This window comes from Superficieibacter sp. BNK-5, from assembly GCF_047456055.1.
In the GTDB taxonomy this organism is placed as follows: Bacteria; Pseudomonadota; Gammaproteobacteria; order Enterobacterales; family Enterobacteriaceae; genus Superficieibacter.
The window spans coordinates 749,242-764,723 of record NZ_CP179893.1 but is presented as its reverse complement, the minus strand read 5'-3'; the positions used below and the strand labels follow the sequence as shown (position 1 = coordinate 764,723).

Genomic DNA, 15,482 nt, shown 5'->3' with positions numbered 1-15,482 from the left:
ATGAAAATGCTGTTTTCTGCCGCCGCGCTGATGCTGGCGGCGGTTTTACCCTGGGAAACCGCGCAGGCGGCAAATGTAGACCGCAATGCGACGCTGAATATCGCCTACGGCAACCGTCCCGGCACGCTGGACCCGTATCTCACCACCAATAATGCGACCTCGGATGTGGATCGGCATATTTTCGAAACCCTGTTCACCATCAATGCCAAATTTGAACCGGTGCCGGAGCTGGTGCAGAGCTACACCCTGAGTGACGATCGTAAAACCTATACCTTCGTGCTGCGCGACGGCATTCACTTCCACGACGGGCAGTTATTGACCGCCGACGACGTGGTGGCTTCCATGAATCGCTGGCTGGCGACCTCAACGCAGGGGAAAGCCAACTTGCCCGGCGTACAGTTCGTTAAAGTGGATGACAAAACGGTGAGCCTGACGCTGCCCGCGCCCTCGTTAATCACGCTGAACGTGCTGGCGGATGTGAAAAACATCGCTGCGATTATGCCAAAACGCATTATCGACGCGGCGAATAGCAGTAAAAAACCGGTGACTGAACTGATTGGCACCGGCCCTTATAAGCTGGCGGAGTTTAAGCAGGGCGATTACCTGCACCTGACCCGCTTTGACCAGTATGTCTCGCGCAGCGAACCGGCGAGCGGCCTTGCCGGGCAGAAAAAGGCAGATGTTAAGGATATCTGGTTCCGCTATATCACCGACGAATCTACCCGTCTGGCGGGGGCGATGACCGGCGAATACGATCTCGTTTTTCAGTTGCCGAAAGACAATATCGAAACGCTGCAAAGCGCGCCGGATATTTCGCTCTTCCAGCCGCAGAGTGGCGGATCGCTGATCACCTATCTGTTCAATAAACATCAGGGGCCATTCGCCAACGTTAAACTGCGTCAGGCGTTTAACCTCGCGCTGGATGTGCATCAGACGCTGCTGGCGGGCTACAGCGATCCGCGCTTCTTCAAAGAAGATCCGTCGCTGGGCTTCCCGGATCAGGTGGACTGGTATAGCGAAGCGGGCAAGCCGTACTGGAATCAGCACAAGCTGGACGAGGCGCGCAAGCTGGTGCAGGCGTCCGGCTATAAAGGCGAAGAGGTGGTGATCATCGCCACTAAAGAGTATGCCGAACTGTATAACCTGGCGATTGTCGCCCAGCAAGTGTTGAAGCAGATCGGCGTGAAATCGCGTCTCGACGTGTATGACTGGCCGACCGTGCTGCAACGCCGGCAGGACCCGAAAAACTTCGATCTCTGCGCGCTGGAATTCTCCATGCGTCAGGTGCTGCATCAGTATCCGTTCCTCGACTCGCGCGCGAAATTCCCCGGCCTGAGCAACAGTCCGGAAATCGATGCCACGCTGGACGCCATCAAACAAGCGCCGTCGCTGAAAGAGGCGAAAGGTCTGGTGGATCAGCTTAACGTCCAGCTCTGGCAGTATCTGCCGGTGATAGTGCTGGGACGCACCTCTCCGGACGCGGTGGCGATCAAAAACAACGTGAAGGGGTATCAGGATTTGATTGGTCCGGTACTGTGGAACGTTAGCGTCAGCAAGCCCTGACCGGAGCACACGATGAAAGGGTTCCTTTTTCACCGTCTGCTGGCGCTGCTGCCGGTGCTGTTTGTGGTCTCGGTAGTCGTGTTTTGCCTGGTGCATCTGGCACCGGGCGATCCGGTCATGGTGATCCTCGGCAACGATGCCAGCCCCGGCGATATTGCCGCGCTGCGTCAGCAGATGGGGCTGGATAAACCCATCATGGTGCAGTTTCTTCACTGGTTCAGCGCGGTGCTGCGGGGCGACCTTGGCCACTCGCTGTTTCTGGATACCAGCGTGATGGGATTATTTTTGCAGCATCTCACGCCGACGCTGGCACTGGCGCTTTACGCACAGCTTATCGCGCTCACTTTAGGGCTGACGGGCGGCGTGGTCAGCGCCTGGCAGCACGGCAGATTAACGGACAGAGTCATTCGCGCGCTGGCGACGCTCGGCATGTCGGTGCCGGGCTTCCTGCTGGGGCTATTTTTGATTTTTGGCTTCGCGGTACGGCTGCGCTGGTTTCCGGTGGTTGGCTATCGCTCCACCAATGACGATCTGTTGCTGAACCTCTGGTATCTCACCCTGCCAGCCATCGCGCTGGGTTTTCGCATCGCCGCGCTGATCGCCCGTATGACGCGGGCGGTGATGCTGGATGTATTGCAGGAAAACTTTATTAATACCGCCCGTGCGAAAGGCGTCCCTGAACGGCTGGTGCTGTTGCGCCATACGCTGAAGAATGCGCTGATCCCGATTTTAACTATCTGCGGTGAGTCGTTCGCCGGGCTGGTCACTGGCACTATCGTCATCGAAAGCGTGTTTGGCATTCCCGGCGTCGGATCGCTGATTGTCGATTCGATCGAACGGCGCGACGTCACCGTGATTCAGGGGGTAGTGCTGATGATCACCGTCTGTTATGTGCTGATCAATCTGGCGGTGGATCTGCTGAGTTATTTCGCCGATCCACGCCTGTCTGTTGAGGGGGAGCAACAGTGATGTCCTCACGTAATCATACGCTGTGGATCTGGCCGATCCTGCTGGCGGCAATTGTTATCCTGTCGTTTTTTGCCAGCGCGATAAGCTCATGGGACCCCTACGATATCGATCCGCTGAGCCGTCTGAAGCCGCCGGATGCTACCCACTGGTTCGGCACCGATAATTTTGGTCGCGACCTCTTTGTGCGCGTGGCGCTGGCGGTGCGGGTCTCGCTCTCCGTGGGCGCGGCGGTGGCAGTTATTTCCGGCGTGATCGGCATGGCTATTGGCCTGCTCTGCGCCTGGTATCGTCCGGTCGATCGCATTTTAATGCGGGTGTGTGACGGATTGTTTGCCTTTCCTTCACTGCTGCTGGCGATCGCCATCGTCGGCGTGCTGGGGCCGAAAATCTCCAACGTGGTGCTGGCGTTGTCGCTGGTCTATGTGCCCTGCATCGCCAGGGTGATCCGCGGCGCGGCAATGGTGATCAAAGAGAAAAATTTTATCGAGGCACTGCGGGCGCAGGGCGCATCGGCTTCGCGCATTATCTGGCTTCACCTGCTGCCGAATGTCATTTCACCGTTTATCGTCCAGGTGAGCTGGGTGTTCTCGGTGGCAATACTTACCGAGGCGGCGCTAAGCTTCCTCGGCTCCGGCGTGCCTGCGCCGATGCCGAGTCTGGGCAATCTGTTGCTGGAAGGAAAAGCGGTTATTTTCACCGCGTGGTGGATGACCTTCTTCCCTGGCATCGCCATTGTGTTACTAATCCTGGCGCTGAATATCATCGGCGACGATCTGCGCGACAGCGCCGATCCGGGACTGAAACCATTGCCGCGCCGCATACTGCGCCGCTTAAAACGAGGAGATCAGCATGGCTGAGACGCTGCTCCAGGTTGACAATCTACGGGTTAATTTCGCCACCCGGCGCGGCGTAGTCGCCCCGGTACGCGGGGTCTCGTTTCAGGTGAACGCCCATGAAACGCTGGGTATTATCGGCGAATCCGGCTGCGGCAAAAGCGTCACCGCGCAGGCGCTGATGGGGCTGCTGTCGCCGCGTACCAGTCGTGTCGATGGCGCGATTACCCTGGCGGGGCGACCGCTGCATTCACTGTCATTAAAAGCACGCAGACGACTGAGCGGGCAGGAGATGGCGATGATCTTTCAGGATCCGCTCTCCAGCCTGAATCCGGTGCTGACCATTGGTTTTCAGATCGATGAAAGCCTGCGGCTGCATACCGCGCTGAATCGCGCAGAGCGACGGGAGAAGATCCTCGCCCTGTTACAGCAGGTCGGCATAAACGATCCTGAACGCTGCGCCAGCGCCTGGCCGCATGAGCTTTCCGGCGGGATGCGCCAGCGGGTGATGATCGCCATAGCGATCGCCAGCTCGCCCGCGTTATTGATCGCCGATGAACCAACGACGGCGCTGGATGCGACGATCCAGGCGCAAATTCTCGATCTGCTGGATGAGATCAAACGGCAAACCGGGATGGGGATCGTCTTTATCACCCACGATCTCAGCGTTGTTGCCCGGCTATGTCAGCGTGTCGTGGTGCTGTATGCCGGAGAAGTGGTTGAGGAAACCGATGTGCTGACGCTGTTTGCTAATCCGCGTCACCCTTATACCCGTGCGCTGCTCGCCGCGCGTCCTTCGGCGGACAGCCAGCCGAAAACCGCGCTGCGGGAAATCCCCGGCCAGGTGCCCTCGCTGCATAAGCCGCCGTCAGGCTGCGCCTTTGCCGACCGCTGTCCGCTGGCGCAGCCGCGTTGCCGGGGGCAGGGACCGGCGTTACGGCCATTCGATACCCCCGCTCATCAGGTACGCTGCTGGCGGGCCGATGAAACCGGAGCATTACTGTCATGAATACACCGCTATTAACCGTGCGCAATCTGTCAAAAACCTTTCAGCGCCGTGGACAGAAGATGCTGGCGGTAGATGACGTCAGCTTTAGCCTCCAGCCGGGGGAGACCTGGGCGCTGGTGGGCGAGTCCGGCAGCGGGAAAAGCACGACCGGACGGCTGCTGCTTGGCCTGACGCCTGCTTCCGGCGGTGAGGTGATATTTGAGGGCGTCTCGCTGCTCTCACAGCGCGCCGCGCAATGGCGCAGCGTGCGCAAAGATATGCAGATGATTTTTCAGGACCCGCTTTCCTCGCTCGATCCTAAACGGACCGTCGGCTACAGCCTGGAGGAGCCGCTAATTATCCACGGTATTAAAAACCGTCAGCGGGCGGTGGCGGAAATGTTGACGCAGGTCGGGCTGAATGCGGAGGATGCCCGGCGCTATCCGCATGAATTCTCCGGCGGTCAGCGTCAGCGTATCGGGATTGCACGGGCGCTGATCCTCAAGCCGAAGCTTATTGTTTGTGACGAACCGGTCTCCGCGCTTGATGTATCAATACAATCGCAGATCCTCAACTTACTGATGGCGTTGCAGCGGGAGTACGGCCTGGCCTACCTGTTTATTTCTCACGATCTGAACGTGGTGCGCCACATCGCCGATCGCGTTGGCGTTATGCATCGCGGTAAAATCGTCGAGCAGGGCGACAGTGAGCAGATTTTCGCCCGTTCCACCCATCCCTATACTCGTTATTTGCTCAATGCGATCCTGCCCGCGCATCCGCCGGGAATGGATGCCGCCCGCCTCGCCGTCAATGGTTAACGTCCGCAGGGAGTCGACCTGCGGGCGATGTCGGTTATAATGGGCGAGTAATCACCCGATAACCCGGCGCAACCCGCCTAAAATGAGTACCTTTGATGAGTGAAATGATTTACGGCATCCACGCGGTGCAGGCACTGCTGGAGCGCGCACCGGAGCGTTTTCAGGACGTTTTTATTCTGAAAGGACGTGAAGATAAACGTCTGCTGCCGCTTATTCACGCGCTGGAAGCCCAGGGCGTAGTGATCCAACTGGCGAACCGTCAGTATCTGGATGAGAAAAGCGAAGGTGCGGTGCATCAGGGGATCATTGCGCGCGTGAAGCCGGGCCGTCAGTATCAGGAGAACGATCTGCCGGATCTGATCGCCTCGCTTGAACAGCCTTTCTTTTTGATCCTCGATGGCGTTACCGATCCGCACAATCTCGGAGCCTGCCTGCGCAGCGCCGATGCGGCGGGGGTGCACGCGGTGATCGTTCCGCGCGATCGCTCGGCCCAGCTTAATGCTACGGCGAAAAAAGTGGCCTGCGGTGCGGCGGAGAACGTGCCGTTGATCCGCGTGACTAACCTGGCGCGCACCATGCGTTTGTTGCAGGAAGAGAATATCTGGATCGTCGGCACTGCGGGCGAAGCGGACCATACGCTTTATCAAAGTAAAATGACCGGCCCGATGGCGCTGGTGATGGGCGCGGAAGGCGAAGGTATGCGCCGTTTGACCCGCGAGCATTGCGATGAGTTAATCAGCATCCCAATGGCGGGCAGCGTTTCATCGCTCAACGTATCGGTTGCAACCGGGATTTGCCTGTTTGAAGCGGTGCGTCAGCGCGGTTAATAGCAGGGCGCTGGCGGGCGGTAACCTGCCCGGTGGCGCTGCGCTTACCGGGCCTACGATCGGTCTCCTCGTCCAACCTACGTACGCCGATTTACACGCACAAATCTTTCGCCCGTAGGCCGGGTAAGGCGCAGCCGCCACCCGGCAGGTTTACACGTATGACGCTCCCGCGCAGCGCAACCGCCAACCACACTGTCATCCTTTTTCTGTGACCTTTCTCCCACGCCTGTCCTTCCCGACTGTCCATAATTATCTCCATCATGCCTGAAGGAGGAGGATGCCATGTCCTGGCAAACGCATACCGTTTTTAATCAACCACTTCCCCTTAATAACAGCAATTTATTCCTTTCCGATGCGGCGCTCCGTGAAGCCGTGGTGCGCGAGGGAGCGGGATGGGACAGCGACCTTCTTGCCAGCCTTGGTCAGCAGCTCGGTACTGCTGAATCGCTGGAGCTTGGACGTCTGGCGAACCATAACCCGCCGGAGCTATTGCGCTATGATCAGACCGGTGCGCGGCTGGATGACGTGCGTTTTCATCCGGCGTGGCACATCCTGATGCAGGGACTGTGCGCCAATCGGACGCACAATTTGCCATGGCAGCCGGAGGCGCGCAGCGGATCGTTCGTGGCGCGGTCAGCGCGCTTTATGCTGCATGCGCAGGTGGAAGCGGGGACGCTGTGCCCTGTTACCATGACCTTCGCCGCCACGCCGCTATTACAACACACCCTGCCACCGCTCTTTAAAGAGTGGTTATCGCCGCTGCTCAGCGATCGCTACGATCCGCACGTGCTGCCAGGCAGCCAGAAGCGCGGGCTGCTAATCGGCATGGGCATGACCGAAAAGCAGGGCGGTTCCGATGTGCTCAGCAATACCACGCGCGCTGAGCCGCTGGATGATGGCTCCTGGCGGCTGGTGGGGCATAAATGGTTTTTCTCGGTGCCGCAAAGCGATGCGCATCTGGTACTGGCGCAGGCGAAAGGCGGCCTTTCCTGCTTTTTTGTCCCGCGTTTTCTGCCGGACGGCCAGCGTAACGCCATCCGCCTTGAGCGCCTGAAAGACAAACTCGGCAACCGCTCGAATGCCAGTAGCGAAGCGGAGTTTCTGGACGCTGCGGGCTGGTTGATTGGTGAAGAGGGCGAGGGCGTGCGGCAGATCCTCAAAATGGGTGGCCTGACCCGCTTTGACTGCGCGCTGGCAAGCCACGGCATGATGCGACGCGCGCTCTCGATAGCGCTGTATCACGCGCATCAGCGACAGGCATTTGGTAAGAGCCTGATCGACCAGCCAATCATGCGTCAGGTACTGAGCCGGATGGCACTACAGCTTGAAGGCCAGACCGCGCTGATGTTTCGTCTGGCGCGCGCCTGGGACCATCGACATAGCGCAGAAGAAACGCTGTGGGCGCGGCTGTTTACGCCGGCGGCCAAGTTTACAATCTGTAAAGCGGGGATCCCGTTTGTCGCGGAGGCGATGGAAGTGCTGGGCGGCGTCGGCTACTGCGAGGAGAGCGAATTACCCCGGCTCTACCGCGAAATGCCGGTTAACAGTATCTGGGAAGGTTCCGGGAATATTATGTGCCTGGACGTCCTGCGCGTGCTGGCAAAACAGCCGGGCGCGACGGATCTACTGGATGAGGAGTACGCGGCGGTAAAAGGCCAGGACCGGCATTTCGACCGCGCCTGGCGGCAGCTTCAGCAGCGGTTACGCAGGCCGCTGGAGTCGCAGGGGCGAGAAATCACGCAGCAGTTATCTTTACTGGCGACAGGAGCGCAGCTTCTGCAACATGCCTCGCCGCCGTTAGCGCAGGCATGGTGCCAGATGATGCTGGATACCCGCGGTAGCGCCCTGCTTAGCGAACAGGTGCAGGACGACGTGCTGCTACGGGCGACGGGCGGCACGATTTAACGCCGGAACAGGGCATCGAATTGCGCCTGGCTGCCCTGAAACACGTTCAGATCGACAACGGTATTAATGCCCTGAACATGGCCGCGATTAGCATACTGCCAGAAGGTCCATTGCCGGTCGTAAGGCAACGTCGGCTGTCGCCAGATATCACGGATCCATAGCGGATGCGCCAGGAAATCCTGCTGCAAATAGTTGTCGTAAAATTCGCGCGTCGCGTAGAGGATCGCTTTCTGCTGATAGACCTGCTCCAGTTTAGCGGTCATGACGCGTAGCGCGGCGGTGACCTGCTCGTGATTTTGTGGGATGCAGTTTGCGCCATATTCAAGGTCGATCACGGGCGGCAGCGCATTTTTAACGACAGGAACCGTGGCAATAAAATTTTGCGCCTGCTGTTCGCCGGAGGTACAGAGGGAGAAAAAGTGATAAGCGCCGGTTACCAGACCGCTGGCGCGGGCATTTTGCCAGTTCTGTTGAAAGGCGGGATCGCGAAACGAGCTGCCTTCAGTCGCTTTAATAAAAACAAACTGAACCTCACGCGGATTTATTTGTGCCCAGTCAATAAGGTTCTGATGATGCGAAACATCAATGCCCTGAATGGGCCACTGCTGGCGAGAGGGATAATTAAAACGCAGCCAGCCTTGGTAGAAAGCCGTTTTGATAAGCCATCCGCAGGCGATAAACAATAAAAGCGCTGCCAGCCCGCGTCCATAGCGGTTCATAAACTCTCACATCCATGGTGTTATTTTGCTTTTTATACCCTGTCATTCCTCAGGCGTAAAGAATCGCCTGCACGCGCCAGTTGTCCGGATTCTGCTCTTCATACATCTGGACAATGCGATACCATGATGCGCCCTGCTCGTCTGCTTTACGCGCGACCACGCGTTCGACATCCTGCGGGTTGCCGGTAATATTATTGACCGAAATCAGGCCAATTTCGTTGAGGCCGGTAACGCAATCCGCGCTGGCAAATTCAGCCGACTGCGCCGATGCGCCCGCAAATCTTAATGAGGGCAAAGCAAACGTTCTTTTCATTCTTCGCTCCTTTTCACTACCCCAACGTTTAGCGAGGCGCTCCGTCGCGGGTGTTAATCCTGTTATCCAGTGTGAACATCATTTTGCACAGGAATTCGTGAATGGACGCAAAGCAGTGTAAATATCAATAAAGAGTCATAACCTCTTATTTACGATAAAGAATTGCCTGCGAATACCACTGTGCCGGGAAGATAGTGTCATCGACCATAATAATCACGTAGTAATCCGCTTTGGCGGCAACCGCTTTAGCTCTTATCGCATCTTCTGCATCCATTGGCGAACCATAAATCATTACGCTAACCGTACCCATCCGCTGCAATCCCTGAGTCTGGTTACGCTGGATCTCCTGAGGAGAATCGGTCACTGGTGGCGGCGCTTTAGGAGTTCCTTCCAGCACGCTACAACCGCTCAACAACGTAATCAGTATTAACGGAGCAATACGACGCATAATTTTCATAACTCGTCTCCTGATAGCCCTAGTGTAGTGGGAATTGCCCTTGCATTTAGGGGAATGTTCCCAATTTGTTACCCCTGCCGCTATTTTCGAATGAAAATAGTTGAAAAATGTAAGCCACTTCTCAACATTCTGGCGCAGGCGTTTGTTTCTGCGCCTTGCTTATCAGGCGGGTGCATGGCATACCAGCATAAAAGAGGAGTAAATCTATGATTGAACTCGACGTGCGCATGCTGGCCGATATTGAAATATTACATGCTTTTCCTGCGGGTAAAGGAGATCAGCCTTTGCCCTGTATTGTGTTTTATCACGGCTTTACGTCATCGAAACTGGTTTATAGCTATTTTGCCGTGGCGCTGGCGCAGGCCGGATTCCGGGTGGTGATGCCGGATGCCAGTGAACACGGGGCGCGTTATCGCGGGGATGAGCAGGGGAGAATGAGCCATTTCTGGCAAATTTTGCAGAAAAACTTCCATGAATTCAGCGCACTTCGCGAGGCGATATTGCAACAGGGCTGGGTCGACGGACAGCGGCTGGCGGTGGCGGGCGCGTCCATGGGCGGGATGACGGCGCTGGGACTGATGACACAGCATCCGGATATTGCGTGCGTTGCTAGCCTGATGGGGTCCGGTTATTTTACCCAACTCTCCCGCACGCTGTTTCCGCCGCAGGAAGCCGATTTTGCAGCGCAGCAGGACGCGCTGGCCCGCTGGGACGTGACGCAGCAACTGGCCACGCTTGCCGACCGGCCTTTGCTGCTCTGGCATGGCGATGCAGACGATGTTGTCCCGCCGATAGAAACGCAGCGTTTACAGCAGGCGCTGGTGGACGCCGGGCTGGATCAACATCTGACCTGTCAGTGGCAGGCCGGCGTGCGTCACCGGATCACGCCGGAAGCGCTGTCCTGTACGGTCGATTTTTTCCGGCGTCATCTTTAAACGCGGGTCACTTTGACGCCCTGAGCTTCCAGCTTTTTGAGGATCTCCGGGTCGGCATTTTTACCGGTGATCACCTGGTCAATTTGCGCGGCCTGGCTAAACAGCATCCCCGCGCGTTCACCCACTTTACTGCTATCCACCACCACCACCAGTTTGCCCACGACGTTAAGCATCTTCTGCTCGGCCATCGCGGTCAGCATATCGGTCTTATACAGCCCTTCGGCAGTCAGCCCCTTGCCGCTGGTAAACATCCAGTGTCCGGCATACAGACTGTTTTCATTATCCTGCGGGCTGAGCGTAATCGAGTGGCTCTTATTGTACTGGCCGCCCATGATAATGACGCTCTCATGCTCCTGATCGATAAGATAGTTAGCCAGCGGCAGATAGTTGGTAATGATCTGCACCGGTTTGCCGCACATTTCGTGCCCGAGCAAAAAGGCCGTCGACCCGCAGTTAATCACCACGCTTTCGCCGGGGTTCACCAGTTGCGCTGCCGCTCTGGCGATCCGCACTTTTTCGTCGTGATTCTGCGCCTGGTGAATGTTTCTTGGCGACCAGCGCGGCCGCTGTTGGCTAATGGCTTCTGCGCCGTTTCGGACTTTTTTTAATTTGCCGCTCTCGTCGAGCTTGTTGATATCTCGCCGGGCGGTTGCCGGAGAGATCCCAAGCCGGGCGATGACCTGTTCTACCGTCACGAAGCCAGACTGCGCCAACTGATCCAGTAAAATTTGATGTCTTTGCGCTTCCGTCATGAGCTATTCCGATTAAAAATGATGGGTAAAGATAATATTTGAAATAGCCTGAAATTGCTAAGCATAAGTTGAGATGGATATTTATAAAGACGCTGCGCGCGGCAGCGTCTTTGCGGACCCATTACAGGAATGATTTGAACGGTAAATCAGGCTCAATGGTAAAGCAGTCATCGAAGCCGCGCGGATAGTGATACTCAAAGTTGTCCTTATCCAGCGGCCAGGTAAATTTGCCGCCCACCTGCCAGATAAACGGTTTAAAGCCGTATTTCAGACGATCTTTTTTCATCTCCCACAGCACGCGCAGCTCCTGCGGATCGGCCTGGAAGTTTGACCAGATATCATGGTGGAACGGAATGACCACTTTGGCGTTCAGCGCTTCTGCCATACGCAGCATATCGACGCTGGTCATTTTGTCGGTAATGCCGCGCGGGTTCTCGCCGTAGGAGCCGAGCGCAACGTCGATCTGATGCTCGTTGCCGTGCTTCGCGTAGTAGTTGGAGTAGTGGGAGTCCCCGCTATGGTACAGCGAGCCGCCTGGCGTCTTGAACAGGTAGTTTACCGCGCGCTGATCCATACCGTCCGGCAGCACGCCTGCTGCACTTTGATCGGCTGGCAGGGTGATTAACGCCGTGCGATCAAACGCATCAAGCGCATGGATTTCGGTATCTTTGATTTTCACCACGTCGCCGGGTTTCATCACAATGCAGCGCGCTTTCGGTACACCCCAACTGATCCACAGATCCACACAAGTTTGCGGTCCAATGAACGGCACGTCATCCGCGCAGTTCTGCATCACAGCCGCCGCGACGTTCACATCAATGTGATCGTTATGATCGTGGGTAGACAGTACCGCGTCGATCTGGCGGATAGCGAAGGGATCGAGCACGAACGGGGTGGTGCGCAGGTTCGGCTGCAACTTCTGGACGCCCGCCATACGCTGCATCTGATGGCCTTTTTTCATCAGCGGATTGCCGTGGCTCTGCTTGCCGGTGCCGCACCAGAAGTCGACGCAGATATTCGCGCCGCCTTCAGACTTCAGCCAGATACCGGTACAACCCAGCCACCACATAGCAAAGGTTCCCGGCGCAACCTGTTCCTGTTCAATTTCTTCGTTCAGCCAGCAGCCCCATTCCGGGAAGGTGCTGAGGATCCATGATTCACGGGTAATGGTTGTCACTTTACTCATTGTACCGCTCCTGTTTTCATAATAAATCATATGGTGATTAGTTTTGATTTATACTGACATCGTTAGATCACCTTTGCAATGCAAAAATTTCTCATGACGACGCATTTTTGCCGTGCAGGAACTTTGTTAAAAGGATGTTTCATCTGTGGATTGATTTTATTTTGTTGTTTAATTTATTGATTTTATTGGTATTTAATATTGTCATCTATAAATCTTACAAAGAGAAAGGAAATAAAGTGCGGGATGCGTCACAAATAATCAAGTACAATCTTTTTGTGATTACTTTTGATTGCTAGAGTGGCTGCACATTATGCACTACGTCGACAACGCGCAGTGCCCGCACTTTTGGAGAGCGTTATGGAGATCCTCTACAACATCTTTACCGTCTTCTTTAATCAGGTGATGACCAATGCGCCGCTATTACTGGGTATTGTCACTTGCCTGGGTTACATCCTGCTGCGCAAAAGCGTCAGCGTGATCATTAAAGGCACCATCAAAACGATTATCGGTTTTATGCTGTTGCAGGCGGGGTCCGGCATCCTGACCAGCACCTTTAAACCTGTTGTCGCCAAAATGTCTGAGGTGTACGGCATTAACGGCGCGATTTCTGATACCTACGCTTCAATGATGGCAACCATCGAACGTATGGGTGATGCCTATAGCTGGGTGGGGTATGCGGTGCTGCTGGCCCTGGCGCTGAATATTGGCTACGTGCTGCTGCGCCGGATCACCGGCATCCGCACCATCATGCTGACCGGGCACATCATGTTCCAGCAGGCCGGGCTGATTGCGGTGTTCTTCTATATTGCTGGTTACTCCATGTGGACCACCATTATCTGTACCGCAGTGCTGGTGTCGCTGTACTGGGGGATCACCTCCAATATGATGTACAAACCGACCCAGGACGTAACTGACGGCTGCGGTTTCTCCATCGGCCATCAGCAGCAGTTCGCCTCGTGGATTGCGTATAAAGTGGCTCCGTATCTGGGGAAAAAGGAGGAGAGCGTTGAGGATCTTAAGCTGCCGGGCTGGCTGAACATCTTCCACGACAACATTGTCTCCACCGCCATTGTGATGACAATTTTCTTCGGCGCCATTCTGCTCTCCTTTGGGATCGATGTTGTTCAGGCGATGGCGGGTAAAACCCACTGGACTATCTATATCCTGCAAACCGGCTTCTCCTTCGCGGTGGCGATTTTCATCATCACCCAGGGCGTGCGTATGTTCGTCGCCGAACTGTCAGAAGCATTTAATGGTATTTCTCAGCGCCTGATCCCCGGCGCGGTGCTGGCGATTGATTGCGCCGCGATTTATAGCTTTGCGCCAAATGCGGTGGTGTGGGGCTTTATGTGGGGCACTATCGGCCAGCTGATTGCCGTGGGTATCCTGGTCGGCTGCGGCTCTTCCATTCTGATTATTCCCGGCTTTATCCCGATGTTCTTCTCTAACGCCACCATCGGCGTGTTCGCTAACCACTTTGGCGGCTGGCGCGCGGCGCTCAAGATTTGCCTTGTCATGGGCATGATTGAAATCTTCGGCTGCGTGTGGGCGGTAAAACTGACCGGCATGAGCGCCTGGATGGGCATGGCGGACTGGTCGATTCTGGCACCGCCGATGATGCAGGGCTTCGCCTCTGTTGGCATCGTCTTTATGGCCGTCATCATCGTGATCGCGCTGGCTTATATGGTCTTCGCAGGGCGCGAACTGCGCGCTGAAGAAGACGCTGAAAAACAACTGGCAGAAACCTCTGCTCAATAAGGAGTTTGATTATGACCGTACGTATTCTGGCTGTGTGTGGTAACGGGCAAGGCAGTTCCATGATCATGAAAATGAAGGTGGACCAGTTTCTGACCCAGTCGAAAATTGACCATACCGTCAACAGCTGCGCCGTCGGCGAATACAAAAGCGAATTGAACGGCGCGGACATCATCATCGCCTCCACGCATATCGCCGGGGAAATTACCGTCACGGGTAATAAATATGTGGTAGGCGTGCGCAATATGCTGTCGCCTGCGGATTTCGGCCCGAAACTGCTGGAAGTGATCAAAGAACATTTCCCGCAGGACGTGAAGTAAGGACGCGCCATGAGATTACGTGATTCGCTGGCAGAAAATAATTCCATCCTTCTCCAGGCTGAGGCGAATACCTGGCAGGAGGCGGTGAAGCTCAGTGTCGATCTGCTGGTGAAAGCAGATGTGGTAGAGCCGCGTTACTACCAGGCCATTCTTGACGGCGTAGCGCAGCACGGCCCGTATTTCGTCATCGCGCCGGGGCTGGCCATGCCGCATGGCCGACCGGAAGAGGGCGTCAAAAAAACCGGCTTTGCCCTGGTGACGCTGAAAAAACCGCTGGTGTTTAACCACGAAGACAACGACCCGGTCGATATCCTGATCACCATGGCGGCGGTAGATGCCAACACGCATCAGGAAGTGGGGATTATGCAAATCGTTAATCTCTTTGAAGACGAAGCCAACTTCGACCGTTTACGCGCCTGCCGCACCGCGCAGGACGTTCTTGATTTAATCGACCGCACTAATGCGGTAACCGCTTAAGAGGGAATTGAAATGTCACTACCTATGTTGCAGGTTGCGCTGGATAACCAGACCATGTCTTCCGCCTATGAAACGACCCGCCTGATTGCGGAAGAGGTGGATATCATCGAAGTCGGCACTATTCTTTGCGTCGGTGAAGGCGTGCGCGCCGTTCGTGACCTGAAGGCGCTCTATCCGCACAAAATCGTGCTGGCAGATGCCAAAATCGCCGACGCGGGCAAAATCCTCTCCCGGATGTGTTTTGAAGCGAACGCCGACTGGGTAACGGTAATTTGCTGTGCCGATATCAATACCGCCAAAGGGGCGCTGGACGTGGCGAAAGAGTTCAACGGCGACGTGCAAATCGAACTGACCGGCTACTGGACCTGGGAGCAGGCGCAGCAATGGCGCGACGCGGGCATTCAGCAGGTGGTCTATCACCGCAGCCGCGACGCGCAGGCCGCAGGCGTGGCGTGGGGCGAGGCGGATATCACCGCCATTAAACGTCTCTCTGAGATGGGCTTCAAAGTGACCGTTACCGGTGGCCTGGCGCTGGAAGATCTGCCGCTGTTTAAGGGCATTCCGATCCATGTCTTTATCGCCGGTCGCAGCATTCGTGACGCCGCCGATCCGGTAGAAGCGGCACGTCAGTTCAAACGTTCCATCGCCCAGCTATGGGGTTAAGG

General features: G+C 56.1%; 17 protein-coding genes. 12 read left to right on the top strand and 5 right to left on the bottom strand.

What is annotated here, in order from left to right:
- The 7 genes from ACMGGS_RS03720 to ACMGGS_RS03690 all read left to right on the top strand — a co-directional run bounded on the left by ACMGGS_RS03720 (window position 1) and on the right by ACMGGS_RS03690 (window position 7,903).
- Entirely contained in the window at window positions 1-1,563 is a 1,563-nt protein-coding gene (locus tag ACMGGS_RS03720) for an ABC transporter substrate-binding protein (protein WP_414165090.1), read from the top strand.
- A gap of 12 nt (window positions 1,564-1,575) precedes the next feature.
- The gene (locus tag ACMGGS_RS03715; RefSeq protein ID WP_414165089.1) at window positions 1,576-2,532 is read left to right on the top strand and encodes an ABC transporter permease; all 957 of its coding nucleotides are present in this window, start codon (window positions 1,576-1,578) and stop codon (window positions 2,530-2,532) included.
- The gene (locus tag ACMGGS_RS03710) at window positions 2,532-3,389 is read left to right on the top strand and encodes an ABC transporter permease (protein ID WP_414165088.1); all 858 of its coding nucleotides are present in this window, start codon (window positions 2,532-2,534) and stop codon (window positions 3,387-3,389) included. The genes ACMGGS_RS03715 and ACMGGS_RS03710 overlap by 1 nt, the downstream gene beginning before the upstream one ends.
- A complete protein-coding gene (locus ACMGGS_RS03705) occupies window positions 3,382-4,374 on the top strand; it encodes an ABC transporter ATP-binding protein (protein WP_414165087.1) in 993 nt (330 codons plus the stop codon). Before ACMGGS_RS03710 ends, ACMGGS_RS03705 begins: the two co-directional genes overlap by 8 nt.
- On the top strand, window positions 4,371-5,171 hold the full coding sequence (locus ACMGGS_RS03700) for an ABC transporter ATP-binding protein (RefSeq protein WP_414165086.1): 801 nt from the start codon (window positions 4,371-4,373) through the stop codon (window positions 5,169-5,171). The genes ACMGGS_RS03705 and ACMGGS_RS03700 overlap by 4 nt, the downstream gene beginning before the upstream one ends.
- A gap of 95 nt (window positions 5,172-5,266) precedes the next feature.
- A complete protein-coding gene (rlmB, locus tag ACMGGS_RS03695; RefSeq protein WP_414165085.1) occupies window positions 5,267-5,998 on the top strand; it encodes a 23S rRNA (guanosine(2251)-2'-O)-methyltransferase RlmB in 732 nt (243 codons plus the stop codon).
- 282 nt (window positions 5,999-6,280) lie between these two features.
- Complete coding sequence (locus ACMGGS_RS03690; RefSeq protein WP_414165084.1) at window positions 6,281-7,903, top strand: isovaleryl-CoA dehydrogenase; 1,623 nt, start codon at window positions 6,281-6,283, stop codon at window positions 7,901-7,903.
- On the opposite strand, the gene ACMGGS_RS03685 is transcribed toward ACMGGS_RS03690, so the two are convergent.
- The 3 genes from ACMGGS_RS03685 to bsmA all read right to left on the bottom strand — a co-directional run bounded on the left by ACMGGS_RS03685 (window position 7,900) and on the right by bsmA (window position 9,392).
- Window positions 7,900-8,622 (bottom strand): GH25 family lysozyme, encoded by a 723-nt coding sequence (locus tag ACMGGS_RS03685; RefSeq protein ID WP_414165083.1) that lies wholly within the window; start codon window positions 8,620-8,622, stop codon window positions 7,900-7,902. The genes ACMGGS_RS03690 and ACMGGS_RS03685 overlap by 4 nt on opposite strands.
- A gap of 49 nt (window positions 8,623-8,671) precedes the next feature.
- Window positions 8,672-8,935: a DUF1471 family protease activator YjfN gene (gene yjfN, locus ACMGGS_RS03680; RefSeq protein WP_414165082.1), complete on the bottom strand. Its 264-nt coding sequence runs from the start codon at window positions 8,933-8,935 to the stop codon at window positions 8,672-8,674.
- Window positions 8,936-9,080: 145 nt separating this feature from the next.
- Complete coding sequence (bsmA, locus tag ACMGGS_RS03675; RefSeq protein ID WP_176919269.1) at window positions 9,081-9,392, bottom strand: biofilm peroxide resistance protein BsmA; 312 nt, start codon at window positions 9,390-9,392, stop codon at window positions 9,081-9,083.
- Window positions 9,393-9,598: 206 nt separating this feature from the next.
- Between bsmA and yjfP the strand changes: the two genes are divergently transcribed.
- Window positions 9,599-10,327 carry an esterase gene (gene yjfP, locus ACMGGS_RS03670; protein ID WP_414165081.1) on the top strand — a complete coding sequence of 243 codons (729 nt, stop codon included), beginning with the start codon at window positions 9,599-9,601 and terminating at the stop codon, window positions 10,325-10,327.
- On the opposite strand, the gene ulaR is transcribed toward yjfP, so the two are convergent.
- Complete coding sequence (gene ulaR / locus ACMGGS_RS03665) at window positions 10,324-11,079, bottom strand: HTH-type transcriptional regulator UlaR (RefSeq protein WP_176919271.1); 756 nt, start codon at window positions 11,077-11,079, stop codon at window positions 10,324-10,326. The genes yjfP and ulaR overlap by 4 nt on opposite strands.
- A 121-nt stretch (window positions 11,080-11,200) precedes the next feature.
- The gene (gene ulaG / locus ACMGGS_RS03660; RefSeq protein WP_414165080.1) at window positions 11,201-12,265 is read right to left on the bottom strand and encodes an L-ascorbate 6-phosphate lactonase; all 1,065 of its coding nucleotides are present in this window, start codon (window positions 12,263-12,265) and stop codon (window positions 11,201-11,203) included.
- Between the two features lie 357 nt (window positions 12,266-12,622).
- Here ulaG and ulaA point away from each other — a divergent pair, with 357 nt between their 5' ends.
- Genes ulaA through ulaD form a run of 4 tightly spaced genes read left to right on the top strand, consistent with a single transcriptional unit; the run spans window position 12,623 to window position 15,480 of the window.
- The gene (gene ulaA, locus ACMGGS_RS03655; RefSeq protein ID WP_414165079.1) at window positions 12,623-14,023 is read left to right on the top strand and encodes a PTS ascorbate transporter subunit IIC; all 1,401 of its coding nucleotides are present in this window, start codon (window positions 12,623-12,625) and stop codon (window positions 14,021-14,023) included.
- Window positions 14,024-14,034: 11 nt separating this feature from the next.
- A complete protein-coding gene (gene ulaB / locus ACMGGS_RS03650) occupies window positions 14,035-14,340 on the top strand; it encodes a PTS ascorbate transporter subunit IIB (protein ID WP_176919274.1) in 306 nt (101 codons plus the stop codon).
- Between the two features lie 9 nt (window positions 14,341-14,349).
- Window positions 14,350-14,817 (top strand): PTS ascorbate transporter subunit IIA, encoded by a 468-nt coding sequence (ulaC, locus tag ACMGGS_RS03645; protein WP_414165078.1) that lies wholly within the window; start codon window positions 14,350-14,352, stop codon window positions 14,815-14,817.
- A 12-nt stretch (window positions 14,818-14,829) separates the two neighbouring features.
- Complete coding sequence (gene ulaD / locus ACMGGS_RS03640; RefSeq protein ID WP_176919276.1) at window positions 14,830-15,480, top strand: 3-keto-L-gulonate-6-phosphate decarboxylase UlaD; 651 nt, start codon at window positions 14,830-14,832, stop codon at window positions 15,478-15,480.
- Window positions 15,481-15,482 lie beyond the last annotated feature (2 nt).

Bases quoted from the DNA above. Each gene is read 5' to 3' on its own strand.
- rlmB (WP_414165085.1), top strand. From the start codon at position 5,267: ATGAGTGAAATGATTTACGGCATCCACGCGGTGCAGGCACTGCTGGAG.
- ACMGGS_RS03690 (WP_414165084.1), top strand. From the start codon at position 6,281: ATGTCCTGGCAAACGCATACCGTTTTTAATCAACCACTTCCCCTTAAT.
- ulaA (WP_414165079.1), top strand. From the start codon at position 12,623: ATGGAGATCCTCTACAACATCTTTACCGTCTTCTTTAATCAGGTGATG.
- bsmA (WP_176919269.1), bottom strand. From the start codon at position 9,392: ATGAAAATTATGCGTCGTATTGCTCCGTTAATACTGATTACGTTGTTG.
- ACMGGS_RS03715 (WP_414165089.1), top strand. From the start codon at position 1,576: ATGAAAGGGTTCCTTTTTCACCGTCTGCTGGCGCTGCTGCCGGTGCTG.
- yjfP (WP_414165081.1), top strand. From the start codon at position 9,599: ATGATTGAACTCGACGTGCGCATGCTGGCCGATATTGAAATATTACAT.
- ulaR (WP_176919271.1), bottom strand. From the start codon at position 11,079: ATGACGGAAGCGCAAAGACATCAAATTTTACTGGATCAGTTGGCGCAG.
- ulaG (WP_414165080.1), bottom strand. From the start codon at position 12,265: ATGAGTAAAGTGACAACCATTACCCGTGAATCATGGATCCTCAGCACC.
- yjfN (WP_414165082.1), bottom strand. From the start codon at position 8,935: ATGAAAAGAACGTTTGCTTTGCCCTCATTAAGATTTGCGGGCGCATCG.
- ulaD (WP_176919276.1), top strand. From the start codon at position 14,830: ATGTCACTACCTATGTTGCAGGTTGCGCTGGATAACCAGACCATGTCT.
- ACMGGS_RS03720 (WP_414165090.1), top strand. From the start codon at position 1: ATGAAAATGCTGTTTTCTGCCGCCGCGCTGATGCTGGCGGCGGTTTTA.
- ulaC (WP_414165078.1), top strand. From the start codon at position 14,350: ATGAGATTACGTGATTCGCTGGCAGAAAATAATTCCATCCTTCTCCAG.
- ACMGGS_RS03685 (WP_414165083.1), bottom strand. From the start codon at position 8,622: ATGAACCGCTATGGACGCGGGCTGGCAGCGCTTTTATTGTTTATCGCC.
- ACMGGS_RS03705 (WP_414165087.1), top strand. From the start codon at position 3,382: ATGGCTGAGACGCTGCTCCAGGTTGACAATCTACGGGTTAATTTCGCC.
- ACMGGS_RS03700 (WP_414165086.1), top strand. From the start codon at position 4,371: ATGAATACACCGCTATTAACCGTGCGCAATCTGTCAAAAACCTTTCAG.
- ulaB (WP_176919274.1), top strand. From the start codon at position 14,035: ATGACCGTACGTATTCTGGCTGTGTGTGGTAACGGGCAAGGCAGTTCC.
- ACMGGS_RS03710 (WP_414165088.1), top strand. From the start codon at position 2,532: ATGTCCTCACGTAATCATACGCTGTGGATCTGGCCGATCCTGCTGGCG.